Source organism: Nocardia sp. CS682 (genome assembly GCF_004634405.1).
GTDB lineage: Bacteria > Actinomycetota > Actinomycetes > Mycobacteriales > Mycobacteriaceae > Nocardia > Nocardia ninae.
Window position 1 is genome coordinate 8,171,180 of the sequence record NZ_CP029710.1, and the last position, 23,349, is coordinate 8,194,528.

At 62.8% G+C, this 23,349-nt stretch carries 18 protein-coding genes; 14 read left to right on the top strand and 4 right to left on the bottom strand.

Going from position 1 to position 23,349, the window contains the following annotated elements; genetic code table 11:
• Nucleotides 1-56 precede the first annotated feature (56 nt).
• Genes DMB37_RS37040 through DMB37_RS37065 form a run of 6 tightly spaced genes read left to right on the top strand, consistent with a single transcriptional unit; the run spans nucleotide 57 to nucleotide 11,745 of the window.
• The gene (locus tag DMB37_RS37040; protein ID WP_135236682.1) at nucleotides 57-1,283 is read left to right on the top strand and encodes an acyl-CoA dehydrogenase family protein; all 1,227 of its coding nucleotides are present in this window, start codon (nucleotides 57-59) and stop codon (nucleotides 1,281-1,283) included.
• A 52-nt stretch (nucleotides 1,284-1,335) separates the two neighbouring features.
• Nucleotides 1,336-2,355, top strand: a complete 1,020-nt coding sequence (locus tag DMB37_RS37045) for a DUF1702 family protein (RefSeq protein WP_135236683.1) — start codon at nucleotides 1,336-1,338, stop codon at nucleotides 2,353-2,355.
• Complete coding sequence (locus DMB37_RS37050; RefSeq protein ID WP_135236684.1) at nucleotides 2,352-4,334, top strand: CRTAC1 family protein; 1,983 nt, start codon at nucleotides 2,352-2,354, stop codon at nucleotides 4,332-4,334. Before DMB37_RS37045 ends, DMB37_RS37050 begins: the two co-directional genes overlap by 4 nt.
• Nucleotides 4,331-5,392, top strand: a complete 1,062-nt coding sequence (locus DMB37_RS37055; RefSeq protein WP_206055110.1) for an enediyne biosynthesis protein — start codon at nucleotides 4,331-4,333, stop codon at nucleotides 5,390-5,392. The genes DMB37_RS37050 and DMB37_RS37055 overlap by 4 nt, the downstream gene beginning before the upstream one ends.
• Nucleotides 5,393-5,419: 27 nt before the next feature.
• Entirely contained in the window at nucleotides 5,420-11,263 is a 5,844-nt protein-coding gene (locus tag DMB37_RS37060; RefSeq protein WP_370465437.1) for an SDR family NAD(P)-dependent oxidoreductase, read from the top strand.
• Between the two features lie 5 nt (nucleotides 11,264-11,268).
• The gene (locus DMB37_RS37065) at nucleotides 11,269-11,745 is read left to right on the top strand and encodes a thioesterase family protein (protein WP_135236686.1); all 477 of its coding nucleotides are present in this window, start codon (nucleotides 11,269-11,271) and stop codon (nucleotides 11,743-11,745) included.
• Here DMB37_RS37065 and DMB37_RS37070 read toward each other — a convergent pair.
• Entirely contained in the window at nucleotides 11,711-12,325 is a 615-nt protein-coding gene (locus DMB37_RS37070; RefSeq protein WP_135236687.1) for a methyltransferase, read from the bottom strand. The two genes, DMB37_RS37065 and DMB37_RS37070, sit on opposite strands and share 35 nt — an antisense overlap.
• 25 nt (nucleotides 12,326-12,350) lie before the next feature.
• The gene (locus DMB37_RS37075) at nucleotides 12,351-12,962 is read right to left on the bottom strand and encodes a flavin reductase family protein (RefSeq protein ID WP_167769053.1); all 612 of its coding nucleotides are present in this window, start codon (nucleotides 12,960-12,962) and stop codon (nucleotides 12,351-12,353) included.
• 258 nt (nucleotides 12,963-13,220) lie between these two features.
• Here DMB37_RS37075 and DMB37_RS37080 point away from each other — a divergent pair, with 258 nt between their 5' ends.
• From DMB37_RS37080 to DMB37_RS37115, 8 genes are all read left to right on the top strand, one after another.
• The gene (locus DMB37_RS37080; RefSeq protein ID WP_135236689.1) at nucleotides 13,221-13,679 is read left to right on the top strand and encodes a hypothetical protein; all 459 of its coding nucleotides are present in this window, start codon (nucleotides 13,221-13,223) and stop codon (nucleotides 13,677-13,679) included.
• 64 nt (nucleotides 13,680-13,743) lie between these two features.
• Nucleotides 13,744-14,487 (top strand): DUF6073 family protein, encoded by a 744-nt coding sequence (locus DMB37_RS37085; protein WP_135236690.1) that lies wholly within the window; start codon nucleotides 13,744-13,746, stop codon nucleotides 14,485-14,487.
• A gap of 20 nt (nucleotides 14,488-14,507) precedes the next feature.
• The gene (locus DMB37_RS37090) at nucleotides 14,508-15,224 is read left to right on the top strand and encodes a hypothetical protein (protein WP_135236691.1); all 717 of its coding nucleotides are present in this window, start codon (nucleotides 14,508-14,510) and stop codon (nucleotides 15,222-15,224) included.
• Nucleotides 15,221-16,486 carry an AarF/ABC1/UbiB kinase family protein gene (locus DMB37_RS37095; protein ID WP_167769054.1) on the top strand — a complete coding sequence of 422 codons (1,266 nt, stop codon included), beginning with the start codon at nucleotides 15,221-15,223 and terminating at the stop codon, nucleotides 16,484-16,486. The genes DMB37_RS37090 and DMB37_RS37095 overlap by 4 nt, the downstream gene beginning before the upstream one ends.
• A 16-nt stretch (nucleotides 16,487-16,502) precedes the next feature.
• Nucleotides 16,503-18,773: an ATP-dependent Clp protease ATP-binding subunit gene (locus DMB37_RS37100; protein WP_135236693.1), complete on the top strand. Its 2,271-nt coding sequence runs from the start codon at nucleotides 16,503-16,505 to the stop codon at nucleotides 18,771-18,773.
• Between the two features lie 277 nt (nucleotides 18,774-19,050).
• Entirely contained in the window at nucleotides 19,051-20,175 is a 1,125-nt protein-coding gene (locus tag DMB37_RS37105; RefSeq protein WP_167769055.1) for an acyl-CoA dehydrogenase family protein, read from the top strand.
• A 27-nt stretch (nucleotides 20,176-20,202) separates the two neighbouring features.
• A complete protein-coding gene (locus DMB37_RS37110; RefSeq protein ID WP_135236695.1) occupies nucleotides 20,203-21,054 on the top strand; it encodes a phosphate/phosphite/phosphonate ABC transporter substrate-binding protein in 852 nt (283 codons plus the stop codon).
• Nucleotides 21,051-22,259, top strand: coding sequence for a ferritin-like domain-containing protein (locus tag DMB37_RS37115; protein WP_135236696.1), 1,209 nt, complete (start codon nucleotides 21,051-21,053; stop codon nucleotides 22,257-22,259). The genes DMB37_RS37110 and DMB37_RS37115 overlap by 4 nt, the downstream gene beginning before the upstream one ends.
• A 153-nt stretch (nucleotides 22,260-22,412) precedes the next feature.
• Here DMB37_RS37115 and DMB37_RS37120 read toward each other — a convergent pair whose 3' ends face one another.
• Nucleotides 22,413-22,868, bottom strand: coding sequence for an SRPBCC family protein (locus tag DMB37_RS37120; protein ID WP_135236697.1), 456 nt, complete (start codon nucleotides 22,866-22,868; stop codon nucleotides 22,413-22,415).
• Between the two features lies 1 nt (nucleotide 22,869).
• On the bottom strand, nucleotides 22,870-23,337 hold the full coding sequence (locus DMB37_RS41105) for an SRPBCC family protein (RefSeq protein WP_206055414.1): 468 nt from the start codon (nucleotides 23,335-23,337) through the stop codon (nucleotides 22,870-22,872).
• Between the last annotated feature and the right edge of the window lie 12 nt (nucleotides 23,338-23,349).

A 23,349-nucleotide genomic window follows, 5' to 3' on the forward strand; every position in this document is an offset into this window, starting at 1 on the left:
AGTAGACCGCCGATCGGCGTCAGACCGTCTCGACTTCACCAGAACGGAACTTTGTCATGGCTTTTGCACCTGCACCCGTTGCTGACTGGGCGGTCAGGCCGGCGATCCCCGACGGATGGATCACCCGGGCCCGTGAGGTCGCGGCGGTCCTCGCGCTGGATGCTGCGGAGCGGGACCGAGTGGGAACCGCTCCGCACACCGAGATCCAATTACTCAAGGACGCCGGGCTGGTGACGATCCTGGGTGACCGTTCGCGTGGCGGTGGCGGCCAAACCTGGTCCACGGCGTTGCGGGTGTGCCGCGAAGTGTCGAAGGCCGACGGGTCGATAGGTCAGCTGCTCGGCTATCACTACCTGTGGGCCTGGGCGGTTCGCTTCTTCGGCACTGCGGACCAGATCGATAGGTACGAGGAGCTTTACGTTCGCTCGAATCTCTTCTTCGGCGGCGCGATCAATCCGCGAGACAAAGACGTCCGTGTGACCGAGAACGGTGACGAGCTCCATCTCAACGGCCGTAAAGCGTTCGCGTCAGGTAGTGCAGTCTCCGATCTCACCTGTCTGCTAGGGACTTTCAGCGACGGCCGGCCGGTCTTTCTGATCGTCGACTCGAAGACGCCCGGCCTCGTCTACAACGACGACTGGGACAACATGGGGCAACGGCAAACCGAGTCGGGGAGCGTCACGATCAGCGACCTTGTCGTCCCACGGAGCGCGGTGCTCGGCGCGGCCGACAACAGCCTTGCCGCAACAGTGTTCTACAGCAGCCTTTCGCTGGTCACGCTGCAGTTGATCATGACCAATCTGTACCAGGGCATAGCCGAAGGGGCGATGGAGGCAGCTGCGGAGTACACCCGGACGATAACTCGCCCCTGGCCCTACGGCGGCGACGACAAAGAGTCCGCGACCGAGGAGTGGTACATCCTCGAGGCCTACGGGGATTTCCGGTCGAAGTTGTGGGCGACCGCAGCCCTGATCGACCAGGTCAACGATGAGCTGTCCGGATTGCTGCACGCGGCAAGAGAATCTGTCACGCTGCCGCAGCGTGGCGAAGTGGCAGTGCGCATCTCGGCGGCCAAGCAGCGAATCATCAAGGACGGCCTCGAGATCACGACGCGCATATTCGACGTGATGGGCGCTCGATCGACCGCTTCCCGGCACGGCTACGACCGATTTTGGCGAAACCTGCGCACGCACAGCCTTCATGACCCGGTCGCCTACAAACAGCGCGAGGTCGGTCGATACCAATTGCTCGGCGAGCTCCCGCAGCCGAGCTTCTACACCTGACGTCCATGTCCTGCTGCGAATCCAAACCAATGGATCTAGAGGAGAGGCTGAAATGACTCCCTGGTTGAGACGGATGCGCCGCGCTGCGCTCACCCCCGATACACGCGACGTACTGATGGAAGTCCGGGGATTCCCCATCGGATCCCCATCCGCACAAGCCAGTCTGGAGACCGCGGGGCGGGCATTTCTCGAAGGCTTCGGCCTCGCCGCCGAACACCCGACTTCGGCCGAAGCCGCGACTGCTCTACGGGACATCGAAGGCAACCGGCGCGGATTCGCATTCGAGGGCGCCGCAATGGCTTTGGCGATTCGCGATGCGTTGCCGATTGGGCACCGGCATCACGTCAGCGACTTCATCGCAGTGTCCGAAGAACACGTCTACATGCTGTACGTCGGTGTCGGCTGGGCCTTGGCCAGACTTCCGCGGCAGTTGCATCGAGCAGCAACGGTCGGCCTTACCGATCCGGTTCTGGTCTGGCTGGCGCTCGACGGCTACGGATTCCACCAGGCGTATTTCCGGACCAGCAAGTACGTGGACGACCACTACGTGGACACAGACCCGCCGCAACTGTCGATTGCTACCGGCGATTACGCCAGAAACGCGATTGACCAGGGCATCGGCCGAGCGCTGTGGTTCGTGTCCGGTGCCGATCCGGACCGCGCGTGCACGTTGATCGACGGGTTCGCCCCGCATCGGCGCGCGGACTTGTTCGCCGGCCTCGGCCTAGCGGCCACCTATGCCGGCGGAGCCACCGAATCCGAGCTCACCGGCCTGGCCCGGCGCGCCGCAGAGCACCGCCTGTGCTTGGCGCAAGGCGCGGTATTCGCTGCCGAGGCCCGCCGGCGGGCAGGCATTACGCAGCCCGCGACCACGAAAGCCGTACGAATCCTTACCGGCCACAGCGTGATCCATGCCGCGGATGTCGCCGTCGATACCCGTCCCACCGAACCGATCGTCGACGGGCAGGTCGCCTACGCGGTGTGGCGCGATCGTATCCGGCACCGATGCGCGAGCGCGGAACTCGAAAGCGGCAACTCGTCCAAGACAGCGACAGCGCAGGTCGAATCATGAAATCTCGCATCAGAATTCTCGTCCCAGCGCTCGGCGCAGTGGCGTTGTTGATCTCGGTGTTCCTGATCGGACGCGCCCAAGTCACCACCGAAGATCCGGCCATCGTTGCGGCTGACTACAACCTGGAGTCGATGCCGATCGCGATGCCACCCGGCTACGACCAGGTGCCGATGAAGACGGTGCGCCGGGTGAATCCGGCCTACGAGAACATCCGATCCTGGATCTCGTCGGTCGGCGCCTCCGTCGCGATCAACGACCTCGTCGGACACGGCCGGTCCGACGGGATGTGCATCGTCGACACCCGCACCGACTCGGTGATCGTCACTTACACGCCGACCGCTGCGCCGGCCGATCAGTTCACGCCGTTCGCGCTGCGTCCGGACCCACTGGTGGTGGATTCGACGATGGCCCCCATGGGTTGTGCGCCTGGCGATTTCACCGGCGATGGCCAGATGGACCTGTTGGTCTATTACTGGGGGAGAACGCCGATCATCTTCCACCACAACAAGAACCCCGGTCAGCTGTCTGCAGCATCGTACACGCCGGTCGAGGTGGTGCCCTCGGCCAGCCCCGGCGGTCGCTACAACGGTGAACTGTGGAACACCAATGCTGTCTCGATCGCCGACTTCGACGGTGACGGCCATCCAGACATCGTCTTCGGCAACTACTTCCCGAATTCAGCCGTGCTCGACCCGAGCGGCCACCCCGACGTCGTGATGAACGACTCGATGTCGAACGCGAAGAACGCCGCGGGTGAGCGGGTGTTCCGGTGGAACGGCAACGACGCTGCCGGATTCCCGACGTACGTCGAGGAGAAACAAGCTGTCCCGTACGCCGACTCGACCGGCTGGACGTTGGCGCTCGGGGCCGGCGACCTGACCGGCGACCTGATTCCCGAGCTCTACATCGGCAACGACTTCGGACACGATCATCTGCTGTTCAATCAGTCCACACCCGGCACTATCCGTTTCACCACGGTGACCGGTGATCGAACATGGACCGACCCCAAATCCTTTGTGCTGGGTAGTGACTCCTTCAAAGGCATGGGTGTCGATTTCGCCGACCTGTACAACCGCGGCAAATTCGACATGCTGGTCAGCAACATCACCACCCCGTGGGGCATCCAGGAGAGCAACTTCGCCTGGCGCAACGACACCGCCACGCCCGACGCGATGCGTGCAGAACTCGCAGCCGGGCGCGCGCCGTTCTCTCAGCAGGCCCAGCAACTCGGACTGGCATGGTCAGGCTGGGGTTGGGATATCAAGGCCGCTGACCTGCGCAACTCGGGAACCCTCGACGTGCTCCAGACGACCGGGTTCGTCAAAGGCAGCGGCGACAACCGTTGGCCCTGGTTGCAAGAGCTGGCGACCAGCAACGACGTCCTGGTCCACGACCCGAAGACCTGGCCGAGGGTAACTCCCGGAGATGACATCGCGGGCGGGCACCGTATGGCGCTGTACGCAAAGGGCGGCAACGGAAAATACGTCAACATCACCGATGAGGTCGGCACCAACGCGCCGATACCCACGCGCGGTGTTGCCGTCGCCGACACCACCGGTACCGGGACACTCGACTTCGCAGTCGCCCGTCAATGGGGACCACCCGCGTTCTTCGCGAACAGGTCTCCGCGCATGGGAAATCCGTTGGAGCTCAGCCTCTATCGACCGGCACAGCCCTCCGCAAGCGGACCCGCCGCGGTCATCGGGCAACCCGCGTACAACGCAACCGTCACCGTACGCACCGCTGACGGCCGGACCATGCACAGCCAGCTCGACGGCGGCAGCGGTCATAGCGGTAAACGCAGCTTCGACGTTCATTTCGGACTGGGCTCGGACATCGGCCCGGTTACCGCCGAAATCAATTGGATCGACAACGCCGGTGCCCGGCAACACCAGACAGTCCAGCTGACGCCCGGAACACACGCGCTGATGTTGACCGATACCGCCACAGAGATCGACGAGGGGACCACAAGACCATGACTTTGCTGAACCGGAAACCGATCGTCGGCGATCAAGCACCCATGCCCGCAGTCGAACCTTCCACAACAAACGGCACCGGCCCGAGCGTTCACCAGAACGATAAGCAACCGCCGGCCAAAGATTTTCGATACCTTGCGCTACGGAACTTCGCGATCTCGCTCACCGCTCTCAACATCATCGGGTACACCATCCTCGGCTTCGAACAACCGCCGCTGTGGCCGATTCTGGCGGTGCTCGCCGCTTATACGATCGACTTCGTTTTCGAGACGATCAGTGCGTGGGCCCACGGCACCGAGCCGCGGTTCCTGGGTCGAGGGTTCCGCGGAGTCTACGAGTTCCTCCTACCGGCCCACATCACTGCCCTCGCGGTGAACATGCTGCTCTACGCAAACAACCAGTTTTGGCCGATCCTGTTCGCCGTCGCGGTCGCAGTCACCAGCAAGCATGTGCTCCAGGCCCCCTTCGCCGGGCGGATGCGACACTTCATGAATCCCTCCAATTTCGGGATCACAGTGACGCTGCTGTGCTTCAGCGCGTGGGTGAGCATCGCACCGCCTTACGAATTCGGCGAGAACATCAATTCGATGTTCCGGGTGGCGCTCCCGCTCGTGCTCCTGGTCGTGGGCACCGTGATCAATGCCACGTTGGTGCGCCGGGTACCCCTGGTCGCCGGCTGGCTCGCCGGGTTCGTGATCCAGGCCATCGTCCGGCATGAACTGTTCGACGTCGCCTTGGTCGCCGCCCTCGGCACGATGACCGGCACCGCGTTCATCCTGTTCACCAATTACATGATCAACGACCCCGGCACGACACCATTCCCGGCCCGAGCGCAGTTGATGTTCGGCGCCTCGGCTGCGACCGTGTACGGGCTGCTGATGGCCGTCAACGTCGTTTACACGTTGTTCTTCGCCGTCACGATCGTGTGTGCGGTTCGCGGCAGCTATGCCTGGATCGCGCACTGGGTGCGTGCCGCACGGCGCCGCCGAGCTGCCGTACCCGAAGTAGCCGACTCCGGTCCGGCACTCTCGTCCCTGGCCCCGAGTATTCAGCGAGCCTGAGCCATGCCCAGATTGGCGATTGTCGGAATGGCGTGCCGGTATCCAGACGCGGTCTCGCCCGCAGAACTATGGGAGAACGTGCTCTCCGGCCGGCGCGCGTTTCGGCCGATTCCCGATACCCGGCTCAACCGGGCGGACTACTACTCGACCGACGCTGCCGCTCCGGATCGCCACTACGCGACGCACGCCGCCGTGCTCGAGGGTTGGGCCTTCGATCGTCGCAAATATCGAGTCTCCGGAACGGCTTTCAAGTCGACCGACATCGCGCATTGGCTAGCGCTCGATACCGCGGCGGCCGCACTGGACGACGCCGGATTTCCGGCCGGCGAAGGGCTGGACCGAGCTCGTACCGGTGTCGTCATCGGCAATACGCTGACCGGCGACATGTCCAGGGCCAACACGACTCGGCTGCGGTGGCCGTATGTGCGGCGCACACTGGCGAACTCGCTGCGGCGCCGGGGCTGGGACGCCGAGGACATCGCTGAATTCCTCATCGCGTACGAGGTGGATTTCAAGGCGAGTTTCGCGCCGATCTCCGAAGACAGCCTTGCGGGCGGTCTCGCAAACACCATCGCCGGTCGGATCTGTAACCACTTCGACCTCGGTGGCGGCGGCTATACCGTGGATGGCGCATGTTCGTCGTCGTTGCTGTCGGTTACCACAGCAGGTAACGCGCTGGCCGCCGGACAACTCGACGCGGTAGTCGTTGGCGGCGTCGATATTTCGATCGATCCGTTCGAGTTGGTCGGATTCGCGAAGACCGGAGCGCTCGCCACGTCGGCAATGCGGGTGTACGACGAGGGCTCCAATGGTTTCTGGCCTGGTGAGGGCTGCGGCATGATCGTGCTGGTCCGCGAGGACGACGCGCTCGCGCGCGGACTGCGCAGCTACGCAACCATCGCGGGATGGGGAGTCTCGTCCGACGGTCGAGGAGGCATCACTCGACCAGCCATGGACGGTCACCTCGTGGCTGTCGAACGTGCCTATCGCATGGCCGGATTCGCGGCCAACGCCGTCGATTACATCGAGGGCCACGGTGCCGGCACGGTGGTCGGCGATCGCGCGGAACTAGAGGTCTTCGGTCGCGCTGTGTCCGGGCGGGACAGGCGTCGTCAGCGCGTCAGCATCGGCGCGGTGAAGGCGAACGTCGGGCACACCAAGGCAGCAGCAGGCATCGCGGCTTTGATCAAGACGGTCCTTGCCGTGCATCACGCAACCATTCCGCCGATCACCGGAAACCAACGGCCACATCCGTTGCTGACCACAGACTCGTTGCTCGACCTGCCCCGCGCGGCGGTGCCCTGGCCGAGCGCGCACTCCCAGAGCTCCGCCGACGAACCCGCCGGGCCTCGAAGCGGCGTGGTCTCGCCGCGCCGGGCCGGTATGTCCGCCCTCGGTTTCGGCGGCATCAACGCACACGTTGTCATCGAAAGCAGTCAGCCTCCTGTACCGATAGATGCTGAACTCAGTCGGCGACTCGCCCACAGCAAGCAGGACTGCGAGCTCTTCGTCCTGTCCGAAGCGACGCCGCAACTGCTCGAAACGCGGCTGCGCGAAGTAGGCGCGTTGGCGGCGCAATGTTCGTTCGCCGAACTCGGGGATCTCTCGACCGCACTCGCCCGGCGCGACTCCCAGGAGCCGTATAAAGCTGCAGTCGTCGCATCCGACCAGGCGCAGGCGGCGGCGCGCCTCACCGAGCTGGCCGCAACGCTCGGTGCTGGCCAACCAACGGTATTCATGCCGGAGCGCGGACAATTCGCCGCTGGCCCGCCGAGGACCACGCCGAGGATCGGGCTCTTGTTCCCAGGACAGGGAGTCGCCAGCCTGGGCGACGGCGGCATCGCCGCCCCCCGGTTCGAGGCGATCGCAGACCTGTACCGAGCAACGGGACACCACCGGGCCGGGACAACGACGAAGGACGCCCAACCCCGTATCGTCACCGCGTCATTGGCCGGACTGCGGCTGCTGCATCTGGCGGGGGTTCAGGCAGTCGGCTGTGTCGGGCACAGCCTTGGTGAGCTGACGGCCTTGCATTGGGCCGGTGTGTTCAATGAAACTCAAGTCGTTGCCGCAGCCGCGGTCCGCGGCCAGGCGATGCAATCCGCAGCGGCCGCGAAACCAGGCACTATGGCGTCGATTTCCGCTGAGTCCAGCACCGTGGCGGCCCTGTTGAACGGCGGATCCGTCGTGATCGCGGGGTACAACGGTCCCCGCCAGACGGTCATCTCGGGTTTGGCGTCCGACATCAACGCGGTCGTGGACCGAGCGCGTGCTGCGGGATTGCACTGCCAGGAGATCGCGGTCTCGCATGCATTCCATTCACCTCTGGTCGGTACCGCAGCAGAAAAGTTCCGGGCATATCTCGACAAGACGGAGATTCGAGGTATCGAGCGCCCTGGCGTGTACTCGACCGTCACCGGGACGGCTCTGACCGCAAGTTCGAATGTCATCGAATTGCTGGAACGCCAGATCCTGGCACCGGTCCAGTTCGCGCCTGCGCTGGCAAAGCTTGCCGCGAGCTGCGATTTGCTGATCGAGGTGGGACCTGGCCGCCTGTTGACCGGGCTGGCGACCCACGTCGTACCCTGTGTGCCGGTGGTCGCGATGGACACGGACTCCGACTCGCTGGCCGGCATTTTGCAGACGCTCGCCGCCTGCTACGTGGTCGGGGCGAATCCTGATCTGGGCCGTCTCACCGCAGAGCGCTTCTGCCGGGCTATGCCTTCGGATAAGCAGTTCAGTTTCATCGAAAGTCCTTGTGAGCGAGCCCCTGAGGCGGCATACCTGATCGATCCGGTGCTGGCGGACAGCGCCTCAACGGCTGTCACTGATGATCACGAGCCTCGCGCTGCCAAGTCGGCGTTGTACGCGCTTCGGACTCTGCTCGCTGAACGCACCGAGCTTCCCGTCACCGATATAACGCCTGAGACGCACCCGTTGGACGACCTGCACTTGAGCAGTATCACCATCACGCAGGTGGTCGGTGAAGCAGTTCGAATGCTGGGTCTGCAAGCTCCCGAGCCGACCACAAACGTCGCAACCGCGACAGTTGGGCATCTCGCCGAGGCGATAGAGGAAGCTGCCCGCGTCGGCGACGTCCATCCCCGCGACGAACTCACCGGTATCGACGCCTGGACTCGAAGCTTCGTTGTCGAGCACACTGCCCGTCCGCGGCGGCGACTGCAGGCGAACGGCGAACAGGCAGGGACGTGGGAAGTGTATGCGGCGCAGGACGATCCGCTCGCTGAGGTATTGGTTCGGCAGCTGGAAGTCGCACCGGTTGGAAACGGAGTGCTCCTGCTCTGCGGAGACACGGACGTGCAAGTCGAATTGAAGCGGATGCTAAGCGCCGGGCAAACAGCGATCCAGCAGGGGATCCGGTTGGTGGTTGTCGACACCGGCCGCGGTGCGGGCGCTCTTGCCAAGACGGTTCACTTGGAAAATTCAACGGTCAGAACGACAGTCGTTCATTTTTCCGCTCCGCTGGCGGCGGATACTGCCGCGGAGCTTGTGCTCGCCGAGGTGTTGGCGACGACGACGTTCATCGAGGTCGAGTACGACATCCGCGGCAACCGTGCCGAGCCGGTACTACGCGAACTCGAGACCGGTGGGCAGCCGCTCCCGGTCGGCGGTGGTGACGTCGTTGTCGTTACGGGCGGTGGTCATGGGATCACCGTCGAGTGTGCGCTTGCCCTGGCGGGCCGCAGTGGGTGCACGCTGGCGCTTATCGGTCGACGCGACACCGACGATGCCGAGGTCGCCGCCAACCTGGCGCGGATTCGTGACGCGGGTATCACCGCGAATTACTACCGCGCCGATGTCACCGACCGAACAGCGGTTGCGGCTGCGATCACCGACGTAGCGCGTGAGCTCGGTCCGGTCACCGGAATCCTGCACGGCGCCGCCGTCAACGCACCCGCGCTGATCTCCGCTCTCACTCCTGAGGAGTTCGGCACTACCGTCGCCGCTAAAGTCGACGGCCTTACCTATGTCGTCGAGGCAGTCGAGGCCGCGCAGTTGCGCCTGATCGTCGGCTTCGGAAGCATCATCGGCCGAGCCGGACTCCGCGGGGAAGCCCACTACGCTGTCGCGAACGATTGGCTTCGGAACGCTATCGATGTCCTCGATGGACGACTGCGAAACTGCCGTTGTCTGACGATCGAATGGTCGATCTGGTCCGGAGCTGGGATGGGCGAGCGGCTGGGTGTGCTGAATGCACTCACCCGCGAAGGCATCGAGGCAATCCCGACGGATGTCGGCGTCGAGATCATGCTCGACCTGCTTGGGACGCCATCATGCCCCTCGTCGGTCGTGGTGCTCGGCAGAACCGGAGAGCTGCCGACGATCGCGTTCGAGGAAGTGGAGTTGCCGTTGCTGCGGTTCCTCGAGCGGCCCCGGCTTCATTTCCCGGGGATCGAGCTCGTCGCCGAAGCCGACCTCTCGGTCAGCAGCGATCCCTATCTCGCCGATCATCAGTTGTCCGGAGACATCCTGTTTCCCGCTGTCATGGGGATGGAAGCGATGGCCCAGGCCGCAGTCGCGCTGCTGGGAGGCTTGCAGCCGATTGAACTACGTGACGTCGAGTTCCTGCGCCCGATCGTGGTCCCCAGCGACGGCGCGACGACCATCCGGACCGTCGCGTTGCGGCGCGGCGGCGAAGTCCGGATCGCGATCCGCTCGGCTACGACCGCGTTCCAAACCGACCACTTCCGGGCGATCTGTTCGACCGGGAACGCCGGCTCGGACGAGGATGCGGAGATTTCGGCTCAACTCGCAGACTTCGTCGATGACAGCTGCCCGCCGACAACGATGGACGTGGAAGCCGAGTTCTACGACCGGATCATGTTCCACGGTCCCCGATTCCGCAGTGTCCGTGACTATCGGTATATCGCGGCGCAGCGATGTGTCGCGGACATACAGGCCGGCGAAATGCCTTGGTTCGTGGCGACACAGCCAGGTCGGTTGGTGCTGGGTGATCCCGCCGCTCGAGACGGGTTCATGCACGCGATCCAGGTGTGTGTTCCCGACGCCACGCTGCTTCCGACCCGGATCGGGTCGGTGCGGGAGTTCGGGCGAGACACCGAGATAGGGAAGGTCAGACTCGCCGCCGTCGAGCGGTCCAGTGATCCCGGCAAATACGTCTACGACGTCGTCGTACGTGATCAGGAACAGAACCTTGTGGCGGTGTGGGAACGGTTGGAGCTGACCGCGGTCGCAGCGATCGAACCCGCGGGTGGCTGGACTCCGGAACTCGTGGCGCCGATCCTTGCTCGGCGCTTGCAAAGTCTGCTGTCAGAACCCTTGCAGATGGCGCTTGTTCGGGACGCTGACCACGAGCGGGCATCAGCACAGACAACAGCGGGTAGGAGCTCCCGCCGGATCCCCAGTCGGCGCGCCGCGAGTGAACGTGCGTTGGCGGCGGCATCGGGTGGGCTGGTGAACCTGCACCACCGTGCCGACGGTCGGCCCGAAATGCCGGGCAAGAACATCAGTGTCTCGCACGGAACCGGCTTGACACTTGCTGTAATTGCCGAGCGGCCCATCGGCTGCGATCTGGAGCCGGTCGACGAACGGACCGCGGAACAGTGGCACGATCTGCTCGGAATGTCGGGCGTCGCGCTCGCCCAGATGTGTAGCGAGGTTGGCAACGAAGCATTCGCCACCGCGGCGACCCGAGTGTGGAGCGCCCGTGAAGCGGTGTCCAAGCTGGGCGTCACGGTCAATCGGCCACGATTGACGTTCGAGAGCCGAGGCACGCCACCGGGCTGGCTCGCCATGCGGCACGGCCGTGATCTCGTCTGGTCGGTCGTCGTCACGCTGGCCATGCCGTCGCCGACGACGGTTGTCGTCGCTGTCGCGCAGAAGGGTTGAACAGGATGCTCCGATACGAGATCTCCCACGTCGTCGGTTTCGAGGACACCAACCTTGTCGGGAACGTATACTTCGCCAACTACTTTCGCTGGCAAGGCCGGTGCCGTGAGATGTTTCTGAAGGAGAAGGCGCCGGACATCGTGCACGAGATCGCCCTAGACCTCAAGCTGTTCACGATCAAATGCGACTGCGAGTACTTTGCCGAACTCACGGCATTCGACTGCGTGGCCGTGCGCATGACCTTGATCGACCTGACACAGACCCAGATCGAGTTCGAGTTCACCTACGTGAAGGTCTACGACGATGGCACCGAGCGAGTCGTGGCGCGTGGCCGACAGCGAGTGGCGTGCATGCGCGGTGTCGGCGACAAAGTGGAGCCGACCCGTGTTCCTCAGTCATTACGGCACGCTCTCGCACCGTACCGATCACAGCAACCCGCGTCGAGTCTCAACGATGCCGTGGTGAACGGGACCCGGGACTGACTGATTGGCTGTTTGCCTTGCGACACACCAGGATACGCATTGAACTGTGCGTGTCGATGCTGGCCTCCAAGCGCAGGTCGGCCGGGGTGAGCAGCGTGCAGATCTCTTGTTCCGAGTGTTCGGCTCCGCCGAGTTCGATGAGCGCCGGTTCGCGCCGGTCCCTGGAGCGGCGATAGTTGCTGCCGGGTCTGGTTTGGTAGGTAATCATCAGGAGAGTGCTGACCTCGTCCATCGCGTTCTGGCAGGCGTCGAGTAATCGGGCTACACAGTTGTTGTCGCAGCTGCGCAGAACCGAGTTCAAGATGTAATGGTCAGCGCCGCGTGGTATCGCTGAGAATACGTCGCCGACGACTGCTCGACACCGCTCACTCAATCCGCCGGAAGCAAACTGCTCTCGCGCTTCTCGGGTGACCTCCGGCCGGTCGAACAAGATGCCCTCGACAAGCGGATAACTCTGGACGATCGCAGTGAGAAGGTGACCATTTCCCCCGCCGACGTCCACGACGGTCGTCGCGCGGGCGAAATCGTATCTATCGGCAACCAGCCGTGCTTCGGCACCGGTGAAGAAACTGTTCGTCATCTTTGCGGACCTCTCTCGCCCGGAATTATTTGTAGCGACCTCGAAAGTAGGTCAGCGGGTTATCCGTGTAGGCACTCGCCGCCACGACCTCACCGATGTGGATCCGGTGATCGCCGGCGGGATGCGATGCGCGCAAGATGCATTCGAGATGCGCTATCGCGCCGTTGAGAAGGGGACATCCGGTCGTCGCACCCGGCGTCCAATCGACGTCGTTGAAGCGATCATCGTGAGAAGCCGACGATCCGAAGCGTTCAGCGATCGTTCGCTGGCTCTTGCCCAGCATGCTCACTGAAAATGTGCCCGTCCCGGCAATGGCTCGGGCTGTTTCCGACTGTGTTCGAGCACAGAACAGCACCAGCGGTGGCGACAAAGAGACTGCGGTGAACGCCTGGCATGTCATACCGATCGGTCCGGCACCGTCGCGGGTGGCCACAACGGTCAAGCCAGTGAGGAACTGGCCGAGGGCGGACTTGAACTCTTCGGCGGTCGGACCGGCGAAGAAATCACCCGTGCGCAGGCTGCCGGGGGGCGGGGAAACGGTGAGGTTGTTGATCTGTACTGCGTCATTCGTTGTAGTTGGGCCGTGCACCGCTGATACGCAGAAGTCATCGGGCTGTCCGCCTCGCTTGCGCGACAATGCGATCACCTTTCCGGAGTCCAGAAATGGTTGCTCTCACGACCGAAGCGGCCGAAGGCAGGATTCGCGCACTCGGTTTCGAGTGTGTGCGACAAGCCCGAATATTACCGCGCGCCTGGTGGATTCGGAGGCTACGGTCACCTAAAGCGTGCTCAAATTTCGCAGAGGCGCGTGAAATATTGACTGGAGAAAACGATAGTGGTGTAGTGGAGAAGTCAGCAATCAGCTGCCGGGTCACCCCGCACTCGACTAAACCTGATGAACGGGATTGCTATGACCGACGTAATCGCCATTCCAAGCTTGGATACTACTGCTCTGCTTGCCGACTATCGGGCCACGGTCGTGCCGGCTGCGGCCGATTTCGTTCGCGGCAACATCTCGGCGCGAGCGCTCCGCGAGAAATGGCTGCCCTATTTCCGTGGTCCGTTTCTGCAGTACGAGATAGCGGTGCAGGACGCGTGGCGAGAGGCGTATGGCCCCGACCAGGGAATCGAACCGGGCCCGCCGACCGCCGACCCTGCGTACGCGGAACAGCTCCGTTATTTCCCGGTGACGATCACGCACAACAACCTCGAACGGTTGGTCGACGTTCTCTCGGTAGAGCTGGGCGAAAACACCGCAGGCAGTACCCGCTTGCCGGAGCGAATCATCGACTTCGCCTATGTCATCGACGCTCTCGACAGTTTGTTGGAATCGCTGGCTGCGCAAGGGAATTGACGCCGCCACCCAAGACAAAACAAAACAGTTCACATCCAATCGCGAAACCAAACGGAGTATTTCCATGTCGCGAAGTATCATGAACGAACTACGTGAGGCCGCAGTCGTGGCCGGCGCCGATGGTTCGGCGTTGCACAACGCAGAGGTCGTGAAGGGCCACAATCTCGCCTGGGGCGGGCAGGGCAATCTCTACACGATCCGGCCGTACACGCTCGGTCCGGCCGCACTCGAGGCCTTCACTGTGCGTGAACGGATCCACGTCAACATCGACGGCCTCGGCGAGGACCTGGTCGACCTGCACGGTATCGGCGTCTACCGCCGGCACGAGCCGCGGATCGGCGTCGAGGGTTCGGCCGAATTGACCTGGCGCACCGCCACAATCGGCGCGCAGTTCTTGTCACTGCAAGTGATCGGACACAGCGATGTGTTCGGACAAGTTCGGGTCACCAACACGCCGTCGAAGAGCGAGGGTGCAACTGTTTCGCCGAACCTGGTTCCGGGTCCGGTAGATCCAGAGGTGACTCCGATGAAGAACTGCGTTACCGCGCTGTACCCGCAGTTCGAGCTCGAAGCGCTCGGCTCCACCATCAACACCGGTGACGCCAGGGTCGATGTGGAGTCTCGGGTCAACATGGTCCCGCCGATCGGCGACGTGTCCCGCACCTCGAAAGCATACGCGCTGTTCGACGGTGACCGTCGAGTCGGCACGCTGCTCGCGGCCGACCTCGAGATCGGTGCTCTGCTGCACCACTACCCGATCGCGAACGCGGTTAGCCCCGTCGAGTTCGCGACGATCGTTTCCGCCTGAGCAAGTAGGAGAGTTCGCTGATGAATAGTCGTGAGCGGGTCGGTGCCAATCTCGATGCCGGCCCGCTCGCGGCCTACACCTTCGCGGTTACGGCCAACGTAGGGCACCGAGAGATGCGGTACAGCTTCGCACGCGCACGAAAGCCGGAAAGCTCGCTCACCATTGTCCGCATCGACGTGCCGTTGACACTTTGTGGCACCGAGATCGCGATTTGGGAGCATTTCGATGGGTTCTACCGAGTGAAAACTTATATTCCGACAATGCGAGCTCCCCGTGAGATCGGACGCCCGCAGGTGTTCGATACTTTGCCACTGACGGATATCAGCTACCTCGATCTGATGCGCTCGCTCAGTCCGAGTGTGCTTCCGGAGCCTCTCGTCACCGCCGCCAGGTCGCCATACGCGTCGACGACCACGAATCAGTCGGTCGACGCGACCGCGGTGTATCGCACCGATGGCTTGACCGTAACGGAGCAATACACGGACGTATCCACGACCCCGGTGTCACGGATCGTCGAACGTTCCGGCAAGTTCGAACGTGCGTGGCAGGTCATGGAGATCGGCACGGTTGATGACCATCGCCTTCCGCTACGTGTGCAGGTCACCCGTGCTGACAGCCCAAAAACGACGGTTTTCGAGCGCATCACTCCGATAGTCGCGCTCGATACCAATCCCGGAACCGAGTCGTCCGCGAGGCTCCTGAAATGCGCCCTCGATCAGCTTGCGAGGTCATCATGACATCGACCCGACTGCGCGGACGAGTACTTCTGGCCCGTATCGGTGTCGTCGCGCTCATGCTGCTTCGGCTCACGGCGATCGCCGCGCGTGCCCGGGTCGCACGGCGAGCTGACTACCCCGACGTTGTTGCCGGCGCGCTGGTCGACGGAATCGAGCGACTCGGTGGTGCATACATCAAGTTCGGACAGTTGTTGGCAACCAGGCCGGACATCGTCGGGATGCGCTTGTCCGACCAGCTCGCCCGGCTGCAGGACAGCGTGGCCCCGATGCCGGTCGAAGAAGCGCTGGCGGTGCTGGACCAGGCACCTGCGCAGCTGCCAGCCGAAGCTAGGGCCGCCGTCGAAGCGGGACCGGTGGCCAGTGGCTCGATCGCGTGCGTGTACCGATGCCAGCCGGCGGGGGAGGCAGCGATTGCCTTGAAAATCCGTCGACCTAGCGCTGTTCGGACGGTCCTGGCCGACACTGCCATAATGCGCCGGTCAGCGCGAGGCCTCAGCTGGCTTCCGCCGTTTTGGTCGAGTCCGATCGTGACGATCGTCGATCAGTTGAGCACCGCGATCGAGGCCCAGCTCGACTTGTCTCAGGAGCGAGTCATGCTGCATATGTTGGCCGGCGCGCTCACCGACGAGCCCGACATCATCGTTCCGCGGCCGATCGATCGGTTCTGCGGTGACGATCTGCTGGCCATGAATTTCCTCGAGGATCTCGACCGTGACGGTTTCGCCCAAGCGGCTCCGCGGCAACGGCAACACGGAATCACTACGCTGGTCCGGGGGCTGTATCGACTGATTTTCGAGCATGGCTTCATTCATGTCGATCTACATCAAGGCAACGCCTATCTGCTGAGCAGCGGGAAGGTTGCACTCCTGGATGTGGGGTTCGCCCACCTCCTGAGCGAGTTCGCGCGTGACCGGTTCACCCAGTTCTTCGGTGGAATGGTCAACGGGCACGGTCATAGTTGCGCCGACATAGTGCTTTCGACAACAAGCTCCACCGGCCGTGGGCGAAACCCCGACCGTTTCCGCAGGGAAGTCGTCGAACTCGTCGAAGAGTCCGCCGAGCAAGATGTCGCCCACTTCTCGGTGCCAAAGTTTGCGGTTCAGCTGTTCCGTATCCAACAGCGCAATGGCTACTACGCGGACCCAGAAATGACCTTTCCCCTGCTGTGTTTAATCGCTTTGGAGGGGACGGTCAACAAGTTCGCGCCCGAGATGGACTTCCAAATCGAAGCGGCACCATACATAATGGCGAATTTGCTCTAAGGTCGGGAGAATTCGAGTGCACAACGCCTTCAGTCCTGCCAGCGTCGAAGTGGTGGAACTCGCTGAACGCCAGGCACGGCGCTTCAATCACCCCCACGTCGGCACGGAACATCTGCTCCTCGGGGTTGTGGACCATCGGGTCAACCCCGCGGCCGAGGTGCTAGCTGAGTACGGCGTGTCCCTGACGTCGCTGCACAACCAGCTCCACTTCATTCTCGGTGAAGGGCCGCCGCAGCAACTGGACCGAATTCCTCTCACCGCCACCGCCGCACACGTCCTAGAGGCTGCTGAAGCACAGGCTCGTGAGCGCGGCGATGCCATGACCGAGCCGGCGCACATCGTTCTCGCGCTCGTCGCCGAGAACGCGTCCAATCTGGGTGCCGATATTCTGTTGAGCCTCGGCGTGCCGCTCGGCGAACTTGTCCAAGACACGATCACAGCGCTGTCCACGCCTACCGCGACGGCACCACTGCCCGCACCGTTTCGACCGGCAGGCTCGCAGCTGCTGGACCAATTCGGCCGGAACCTGACTCGAGATGCCGCATTGGATGCACTTGATCCGTTGATCGGCCGCGACCGCGAAATACACAATCTCACGCGTACCTTGTCGCGGCGGAACAAGAACAATCCCGTGCTGATTGGCGATGCGGGCGTCGGGAAGACCGCAATCGTCGAAGGCCTGGCACGGAAGATCGCCTTCCGCGAGGTCCCAATGTCATTGCGGGACAAGCAAGTCTATGCCATCGATGTCGCATCGATGGTTGCCGGATCGCGGTACCGAGGGGACTTCGAAGAACGGTTCAAGAAGGTCCTGACCGAGGTGCGGGAGCGAGGCGACATCATCCTCTTCGTCGATGAGGTACATACGATCGTGGGTGCGGGTGCCGCCGAGGGTTCGATCGATGCCGCGAACATCATGAAGCCGATCCTGAGCCGGGGCGAGATCAAGCTCATCGGCGCCACTACGCCATCGGAATACCGGCAAACGATCGAGAAGGATTCGGCGTTGAGTCGGCGGTTCCAGCGAATCGACGTCGACGAACCGACGCCGGTGCACACGCGCATGATCTTGCTCGGGCTGCGTCCACTACTCGAGGCGCACCACCAAGTCAGCATCACGGAGTCGGCCATCGACGCCGCAATAGAACTCGCGTGCCGGTACCTTCCCGCACGGTTCTTGCCCGACAAGGCAATCGACCTCGTAGACGAAGCTGCCGCGGAGGTCGCATTGCGACTCGACGCGCCCGAGTCCGGCGTCCAAGCCGACGACGTCGCGGCTGTTCTAGCGGAACAGACTGGCATCCCGGTCGCGATCATCGGCGCCGACGAAGCTCACCGCCTGACGGAAATGCCCGTCTATCTGCACGAGCGCCTGGTCGGGATAGACCAGGCCATCGAGGCGGTGACGAAGTCGATCAAGCGGGGCCGCACCGGGATTCGCGATCCGGGGCGACCGGCCGGATCGTTCATCTTCGCTGGTTCTACCGGCGTCGGGAAGACCGAACTTGCGAAAGCGCTGGCCGAGTTCCTGTTCGGCGATGACAGCCACCTCATCCGATTCGACATGTCGGAGTTCACCGAAAGCCATTCCATCTCGAGGCTGATCGGATCGCCGCCCGGGTACGTCGGCTATGACGACGGCGGACAGCTCACCGAAAAGGTGCTCCGGAAGCCGTTTTCGGTGGTTCTGTTCGATGAGGTCGAGAAGGCGCACATCGACATCTTCAACATCCTGCTGCAGGTCCTCGACGATGGACACCTGAACGACTCGTCAGGGCGGCGGGTGGACTTCACGAACACCGTGATCATCCTGACTACCAACCTCGGGACACGTGCTGCCGCAAAGGGACCGATCGGCTTCGCAGGCGATGGTGATGGGTACCGGTACCTGACTGCCATGGTGACGTCGGCGATCAAGCAGCACTTCTCCCCGGAGTTCCTCAACCGACTCGATGACGTCATCGTCTTCCCGCAGCTCACTCGCGAGAACCTTTGCGACATTGTGGATCTGCAGCTTGTGCACCTCGCCGAGCGATTGGCGCGAATGAACATCACACTTACGGTCACCGAGTCGGCCCGGGAAGTCCTTGCCGACTTCGGCGGGGACCTGGCCGAAGGTGCCCGGCCGGTACGCCGCGCCATCCGCACATATATCGAAGACCCGCTCAGTGACATGGTGCTCAGTGAGAAGGTCAAGCCCGGGCAAGCGGTCCGGCTCGACGTCGACGGAGACCGTGTCGTGCTGCGGACCGTTGCGGGCTCCGACAGTCACCTCGTAGCGGGTTGACTTGGCTGCCAGCACCTTTGATGATCGTCAAAATCTGCTCGTCGAACAGTCCTTGTGCGACAACGGATCCAGCGTTGTCGGCTCGCGTCGCCGGCGTTGTGCGAGCTTGCAAATCTCATTGAAACCTGGACGGGTCGCAAGCAGAGCGGCTAGTCTGTTTATCATCCAGTTCCGCTTGGATCTAATTTCTGAACCCAGCTCCAGTTCCCGTCTGTCAACAACTTGACGGTGGGACAAGAATGCCCGTGGCTTGTGAATGATATGGGGGTACATTGTCGTGGAATCCAATCAATCAGATGCACTCGATTCGGTGATAGATCAAGTAATTCGACCACAGGCATACCAGGTCGACTCCACGGGAAATTTTCCGCGAGAAGGGATACGGGCGCTGGGGGATGCCGGACTGCTCGGCTTACTCAGTTCGACCGAAGTCGGCGGTAAAGGTGCCTCCCTCGGAGACGCCGCCGAGGTGATCGAAAAGCTAGCCGGTGCCTGCGGATCGACTGCAATGGTCCTGTTGATGCACTATGCGGCAACGGCCATCTTGGAAGCACACGGGCCCAAGGACATTCGAGAGGCGATAGGCGCAGGAGAACACCTGACCACGCTGGCATTCTCCGAGGCGGGCTCGCGTAGTCACTTCTGGGCTCCCACCAGCTCGGCGACCGGCACCGACAACGGAACGGTCACACTGGACGCGAGCAAGAGCTGGATTACATCGGCTGGAGAGGCCGACAGCTACGTCTGGTCGAGTCGTCCGCTCGCCGCGGACGGGCCGATGACTCTGTGGTTCGTGCCGAGTAAATCTGCTGGATTGGCCGTGCAGAAGAGGTTCGATGGCTTTGGCCTGCGCGGAAATTCATCGAGTCCGGTCACGGGCGAGGATGTCAAGGTTCCTGAAGACGCCATACTCGGCGCGGATGGCGCAGGGCTGGATATCGCGCTGCAAACTGCACTACCCCAGTTCCTCGTGCTCAACGCCGCTTTTTGCGTCGGTCTGATGCAGTCTCTGGTCACCGAAGCCGGCGAGCACCTCAAACGCACTACCTTGGCCCATCTCGGGCAGACGCTTGCCGAACAGCCAACCCAAAGAGCGCAATACGCGCACTTGCTCACTCGGACAGATGAGGTTCGCGCGTTCTTGCAAGACACTTTGTCGGCGTTGGGTTCGGGTCGTGCGGACGCCACTCTGAGAGTGCTACAGGTGAAGGCGGTAGCCGCCGAGGCGGCTGCGGAGGTCTCCGACGGAGTCATGCGGCTGTGCGGTGGCTCGGCATTCCGCAAGGAGTTGGGCGTCGAGCGACGATTCCGAGATTCGCTGGCGGCCAGGGTGATGGCGCCGACCACCGAAGCGCTGCACGATTTTGTCGGTCGAGCCAGCCTCGGTCTGCCACTGTTCTGAGCGTCCAACGATTCCGAGGACACCACGATGACTTTCCTGATGGGCGCGGTCGCGTACGACCCTAAAGTCGTAACGATTTGGGCCGGTATGCGAGCTTGGCTGAAAGCTCAGAAATTTCCATTCGACTTTGTGCTGTACTCCCACTACGAACGCCAAGCAGAAGACCTCGCGGCGGGACGTATCGACGCGGCGTGGAATTCACCTCTGGCCTGGATCCGAACAGTACGTCTCGCACGTGCTCTCGGGCATGAAGCAGAACCATTGTTCATGCGAGATACCGATCGTGACCTTACATCGGTGTTCTTGGTGCGCAACGATTCCGCGTACGAGAAGATCTCCGACCTGGAGAATCGATCAGTTGCTATGGGAGCAGTCGACTCACCGCAAGCTCGGCTCATTCCGAGCGCGTTTCTCCGCGAAGCGGGGCTCACTCCGGGGCAGAACGTCCAGATCCGCCGGTTCGATGTCGGGGTCGGGCTCCATGGGGACCACATCGGTGGCGAACGGGACGCGATTCGCGCACTGTTGTCCGGTGAAGTCGAAGCTGCGGCAGTGATCGATTCGAATCATCTGCTGTTCAGTCGTGAGGGCACAATCCCGAGCGGGCGCGTGCGTGTACTGGCGCAGACGCCAGCCTACGACCATTGCAATATGACTGTAATTGACACCGCCCCAAGGGATCGCGTCGAGGAGTTCAAGAAGTCGATGCTCTCGATGTCCTACGCCGATCCAGAAGTCCGTCCCCTGCTCGATCTCGAAGGATTGACCAGGTGGCAGGAGGGGCGCACGACCGGCTACTCGCTGCTCGAAACCGCAGTGGATCAAGAATCCTTTTACGACGAGCACGGGCAGGTCAAAGGTGAGGACTACAGCCCGTGACCACCGGCGAGGCCGGCATTCTCGACCTGGAGGATCTCGGTTTCGAGCGCGGCGCCCACCTGCTGATAGAACGCAGACTGCAGCAGCTGGCGCCGGGCCAGGAACTGGGCGTCACAGGCGCTGACCCGGCCCTGAGGGTCCACTTGGAGGCCTGGTGTCGGCAACGCGGACACCAGGTCCGACCCGCGCTGGACACCGACTTCGGTGTCCGCGTGTGGGTCACCCGCGGTCGAGCTGATCTGGACCGCTGGGGTGACGCGCGCCGGGCCGGGGGACCGCGCAGCGATCAGATTGTTGCCTCACCGCCGAGTGACTGGGGCCTGGCAGCACGCGGAGCACTCATCGAAACCGGCGGTCCCCAAACGCCATTCGATATTACCGACCGCGACCTGGTATGGGCTGAAATCGCGCCATCCTTATATGCCAATGCGGCTGCATCCCAATGGGATCCGAACACTGCGGTGCAGTGGGATGCCGAGTTCACCAACCTGCCCGAGGTCGAGCAGGCGGTGAACCAGGTGATGACGTATCTCGTCGAGAACGAACTCGCCGCGTTGGTTGTCCCGTCGAAGCTGCTCGCTCGCATCCATCCGCATTTCCGGGAAGTGATGCAACTGCTAGCGGTGCAGGCCGCGGACGAAGCACGCCACATCGAAGTATTCACTCGTCGAGCGTTGCTGCTGGGTGGTGAGATGGGCACCTCATCCGTGAGTGGTCGCCAGTCGCTCGCGACCTTGCTGGACGAACCCGACTTCTCGATGGCGTCGTTCTTGCTGTCGGTACTAGGGGAGGGCAGTTTTCTCAACCTGCTCGAGTTCCTGGACAACAACGCCCCAGACCCTGTCACCCGGCAGGTGACCAGACTCGCTCGCCGGGACGAGGCCAGACACGTCGCGTTCGGCGTCGCCCATCTGCAGTACCAAGCCGAGCTCGATCCCGCTGTGCGAGTGCGGTTGCGAGGTGCAGTAGAGCGCCGGTACGAGGCTCTGGTCGACACGTCCGGACTCAACCAGGATGTGTTCGACTCGCTGGTCGTCTTGGCCGCGGGGGACTGGACGCCGCGCTCCATCGCCAGGGGGTACGACGCGGTGATGAAATTGCAGTCCGAGATGAACGACGGCCGGCAGCGTAGGCTCATTCATCTCGGATTTCCCCCCGATGAGGCAGCTGATCTGTCGGCGCTGCACACGCGAAACTTTATGTAACAGAAGGTCTTTGGCAAGGGCCTCGATCGTCTGTGAGCGAATAGGTTCTGTCCTGCGGTGTGCCGAAGTCGATTTCGAGTCTCGGCACACCGCGGAACGGGTGCGGTGTCATTCTTGGTGGATCAGTCGTTGTGCAGCAGATGCCGGAGCGTTTCAGACTCCGGTAGTACCGTTTTCGAGATTCTGCTTGAGCGTTTGCAGGTTGGCCGGCATCTCGTTGCGAGCTTGCCGTCGGACGGCGAGCGGAACGATCAACTTGCCGATGCCGTGTCCTTCGAAGTCGACATCGATGGTCAGCCTGGCGCGATTGCGGTTATCGAGCGGCTCGACGGTTACATCGACGGTGGCTCGGATGGGCCCGTCGACTCCGCGTACACCCCAGGTGCGCGGCGCCTCGAAGTGAGTGACCTCCGAGGTTATCGGGCGCTCGGCAAATCCGATCTTTCGCGTAGTCATGCACTTCTGGCCGACCGCAATCGGGCCTGTGCCGTCCATATGCCCGCCGACAACACCGCTCTGCCACTCGCTGAAGCGGGTCGGATCGGTGGCGTAGGCGAACACGACCTCCGGTGTGCGATCGATCTCGACCGTCGTGCTGATCGGTGCCATCTTAATTCTCCTTTGTGAACAGATCGACGTACCCGCTCAGGTACAGCGGCCATCCCTCGGCGGAGCCATCGGCAACGGCTTGCCAGCCCTCGCCATGTCGATCGATGTGTCGGTGCTCGAGTTCGACGCGGGTGCGCTGGTCGGTCTCGGCGATGAAGCGGACCTCGACCTCGCTGGTCTTGTCGTGGTCCGACTCGATCTGCCACTGCGGGCTGAGGTCCCAGCTGAATAGGACGCGATTCGGCGGTTCGTACTCCAGCACTCGTGCCCACCGGCACTCGCTGCCGTCGACCGCACGGTCGTAGATGTGGCCGCCGACGCGTCGTTCGAACACCGTCTCGGCGATGTCGGCACCGAGAATGTTGTGCTCTTTCAGCTTGAAATCGCCGAACCGTGCAGTGAAGACATCGAACGCGTGCTCAATCGGGGCGTCGATGACGACCTGTGCGCGTACCGTCGTGTCTTCTATCGGTGTACTCAC

Coding starts and splice junctions, on each gene's coding strand:
- DMB37_RS37040 (WP_135236682.1), top strand. CDS start 57: ATGGCTTTTGCACCTGCACCCGTTGCTGACTGGGCGGTCAGGCCGGCG.
- DMB37_RS37045 (WP_135236683.1), top strand. CDS start 1,336: ATGACTCCCTGGTTGAGACGGATGCGCCGCGCTGCGCTCACCCCCGAT.
- DMB37_RS37050 (WP_135236684.1), top strand. CDS start 2,352: ATGAAATCTCGCATCAGAATTCTCGTCCCAGCGCTCGGCGCAGTGGCG.
- DMB37_RS37055 (WP_206055110.1), top strand. CDS start 4,331: ATGACTTTGCTGAACCGGAAACCGATCGTCGGCGATCAAGCACCCATG.
- DMB37_RS37060 (WP_370465437.1), top strand. CDS start 5,420: ATGGCGTGCCGGTATCCAGACGCGGTCTCGCCCGCAGAACTATGGGAG.
- DMB37_RS37065 (WP_135236686.1), top strand. CDS start 11,269: ATGCTCCGATACGAGATCTCCCACGTCGTCGGTTTCGAGGACACCAAC.
- DMB37_RS37070 (WP_135236687.1), bottom strand. CDS start 12,325: ATGACGAACAGTTTCTTCACCGGTGCCGAAGCACGGCTGGTTGCCGAT.
- DMB37_RS37080 (WP_135236689.1), top strand. CDS start 13,221: ATGAACGGGATTGCTATGACCGACGTAATCGCCATTCCAAGCTTGGAT.
- DMB37_RS37085 (WP_135236690.1), top strand. CDS start 13,744: ATGTCGCGAAGTATCATGAACGAACTACGTGAGGCCGCAGTCGTGGCC.
- DMB37_RS37090 (WP_135236691.1), top strand. CDS start 14,508: ATGAATAGTCGTGAGCGGGTCGGTGCCAATCTCGATGCCGGCCCGCTC.
- DMB37_RS37095 (WP_167769054.1), top strand. CDS start 15,221: ATGACATCGACCCGACTGCGCGGACGAGTACTTCTGGCCCGTATCGGT.
- DMB37_RS37110 (WP_135236695.1), top strand. CDS start 20,203: ATGACTTTCCTGATGGGCGCGGTCGCGTACGACCCTAAAGTCGTAACG.
- DMB37_RS37120 (WP_135236697.1), bottom strand. CDS start 22,868: ATGGCACCGATCAGCACGACGGTCGAGATCGATCGCACACCGGAGGTC.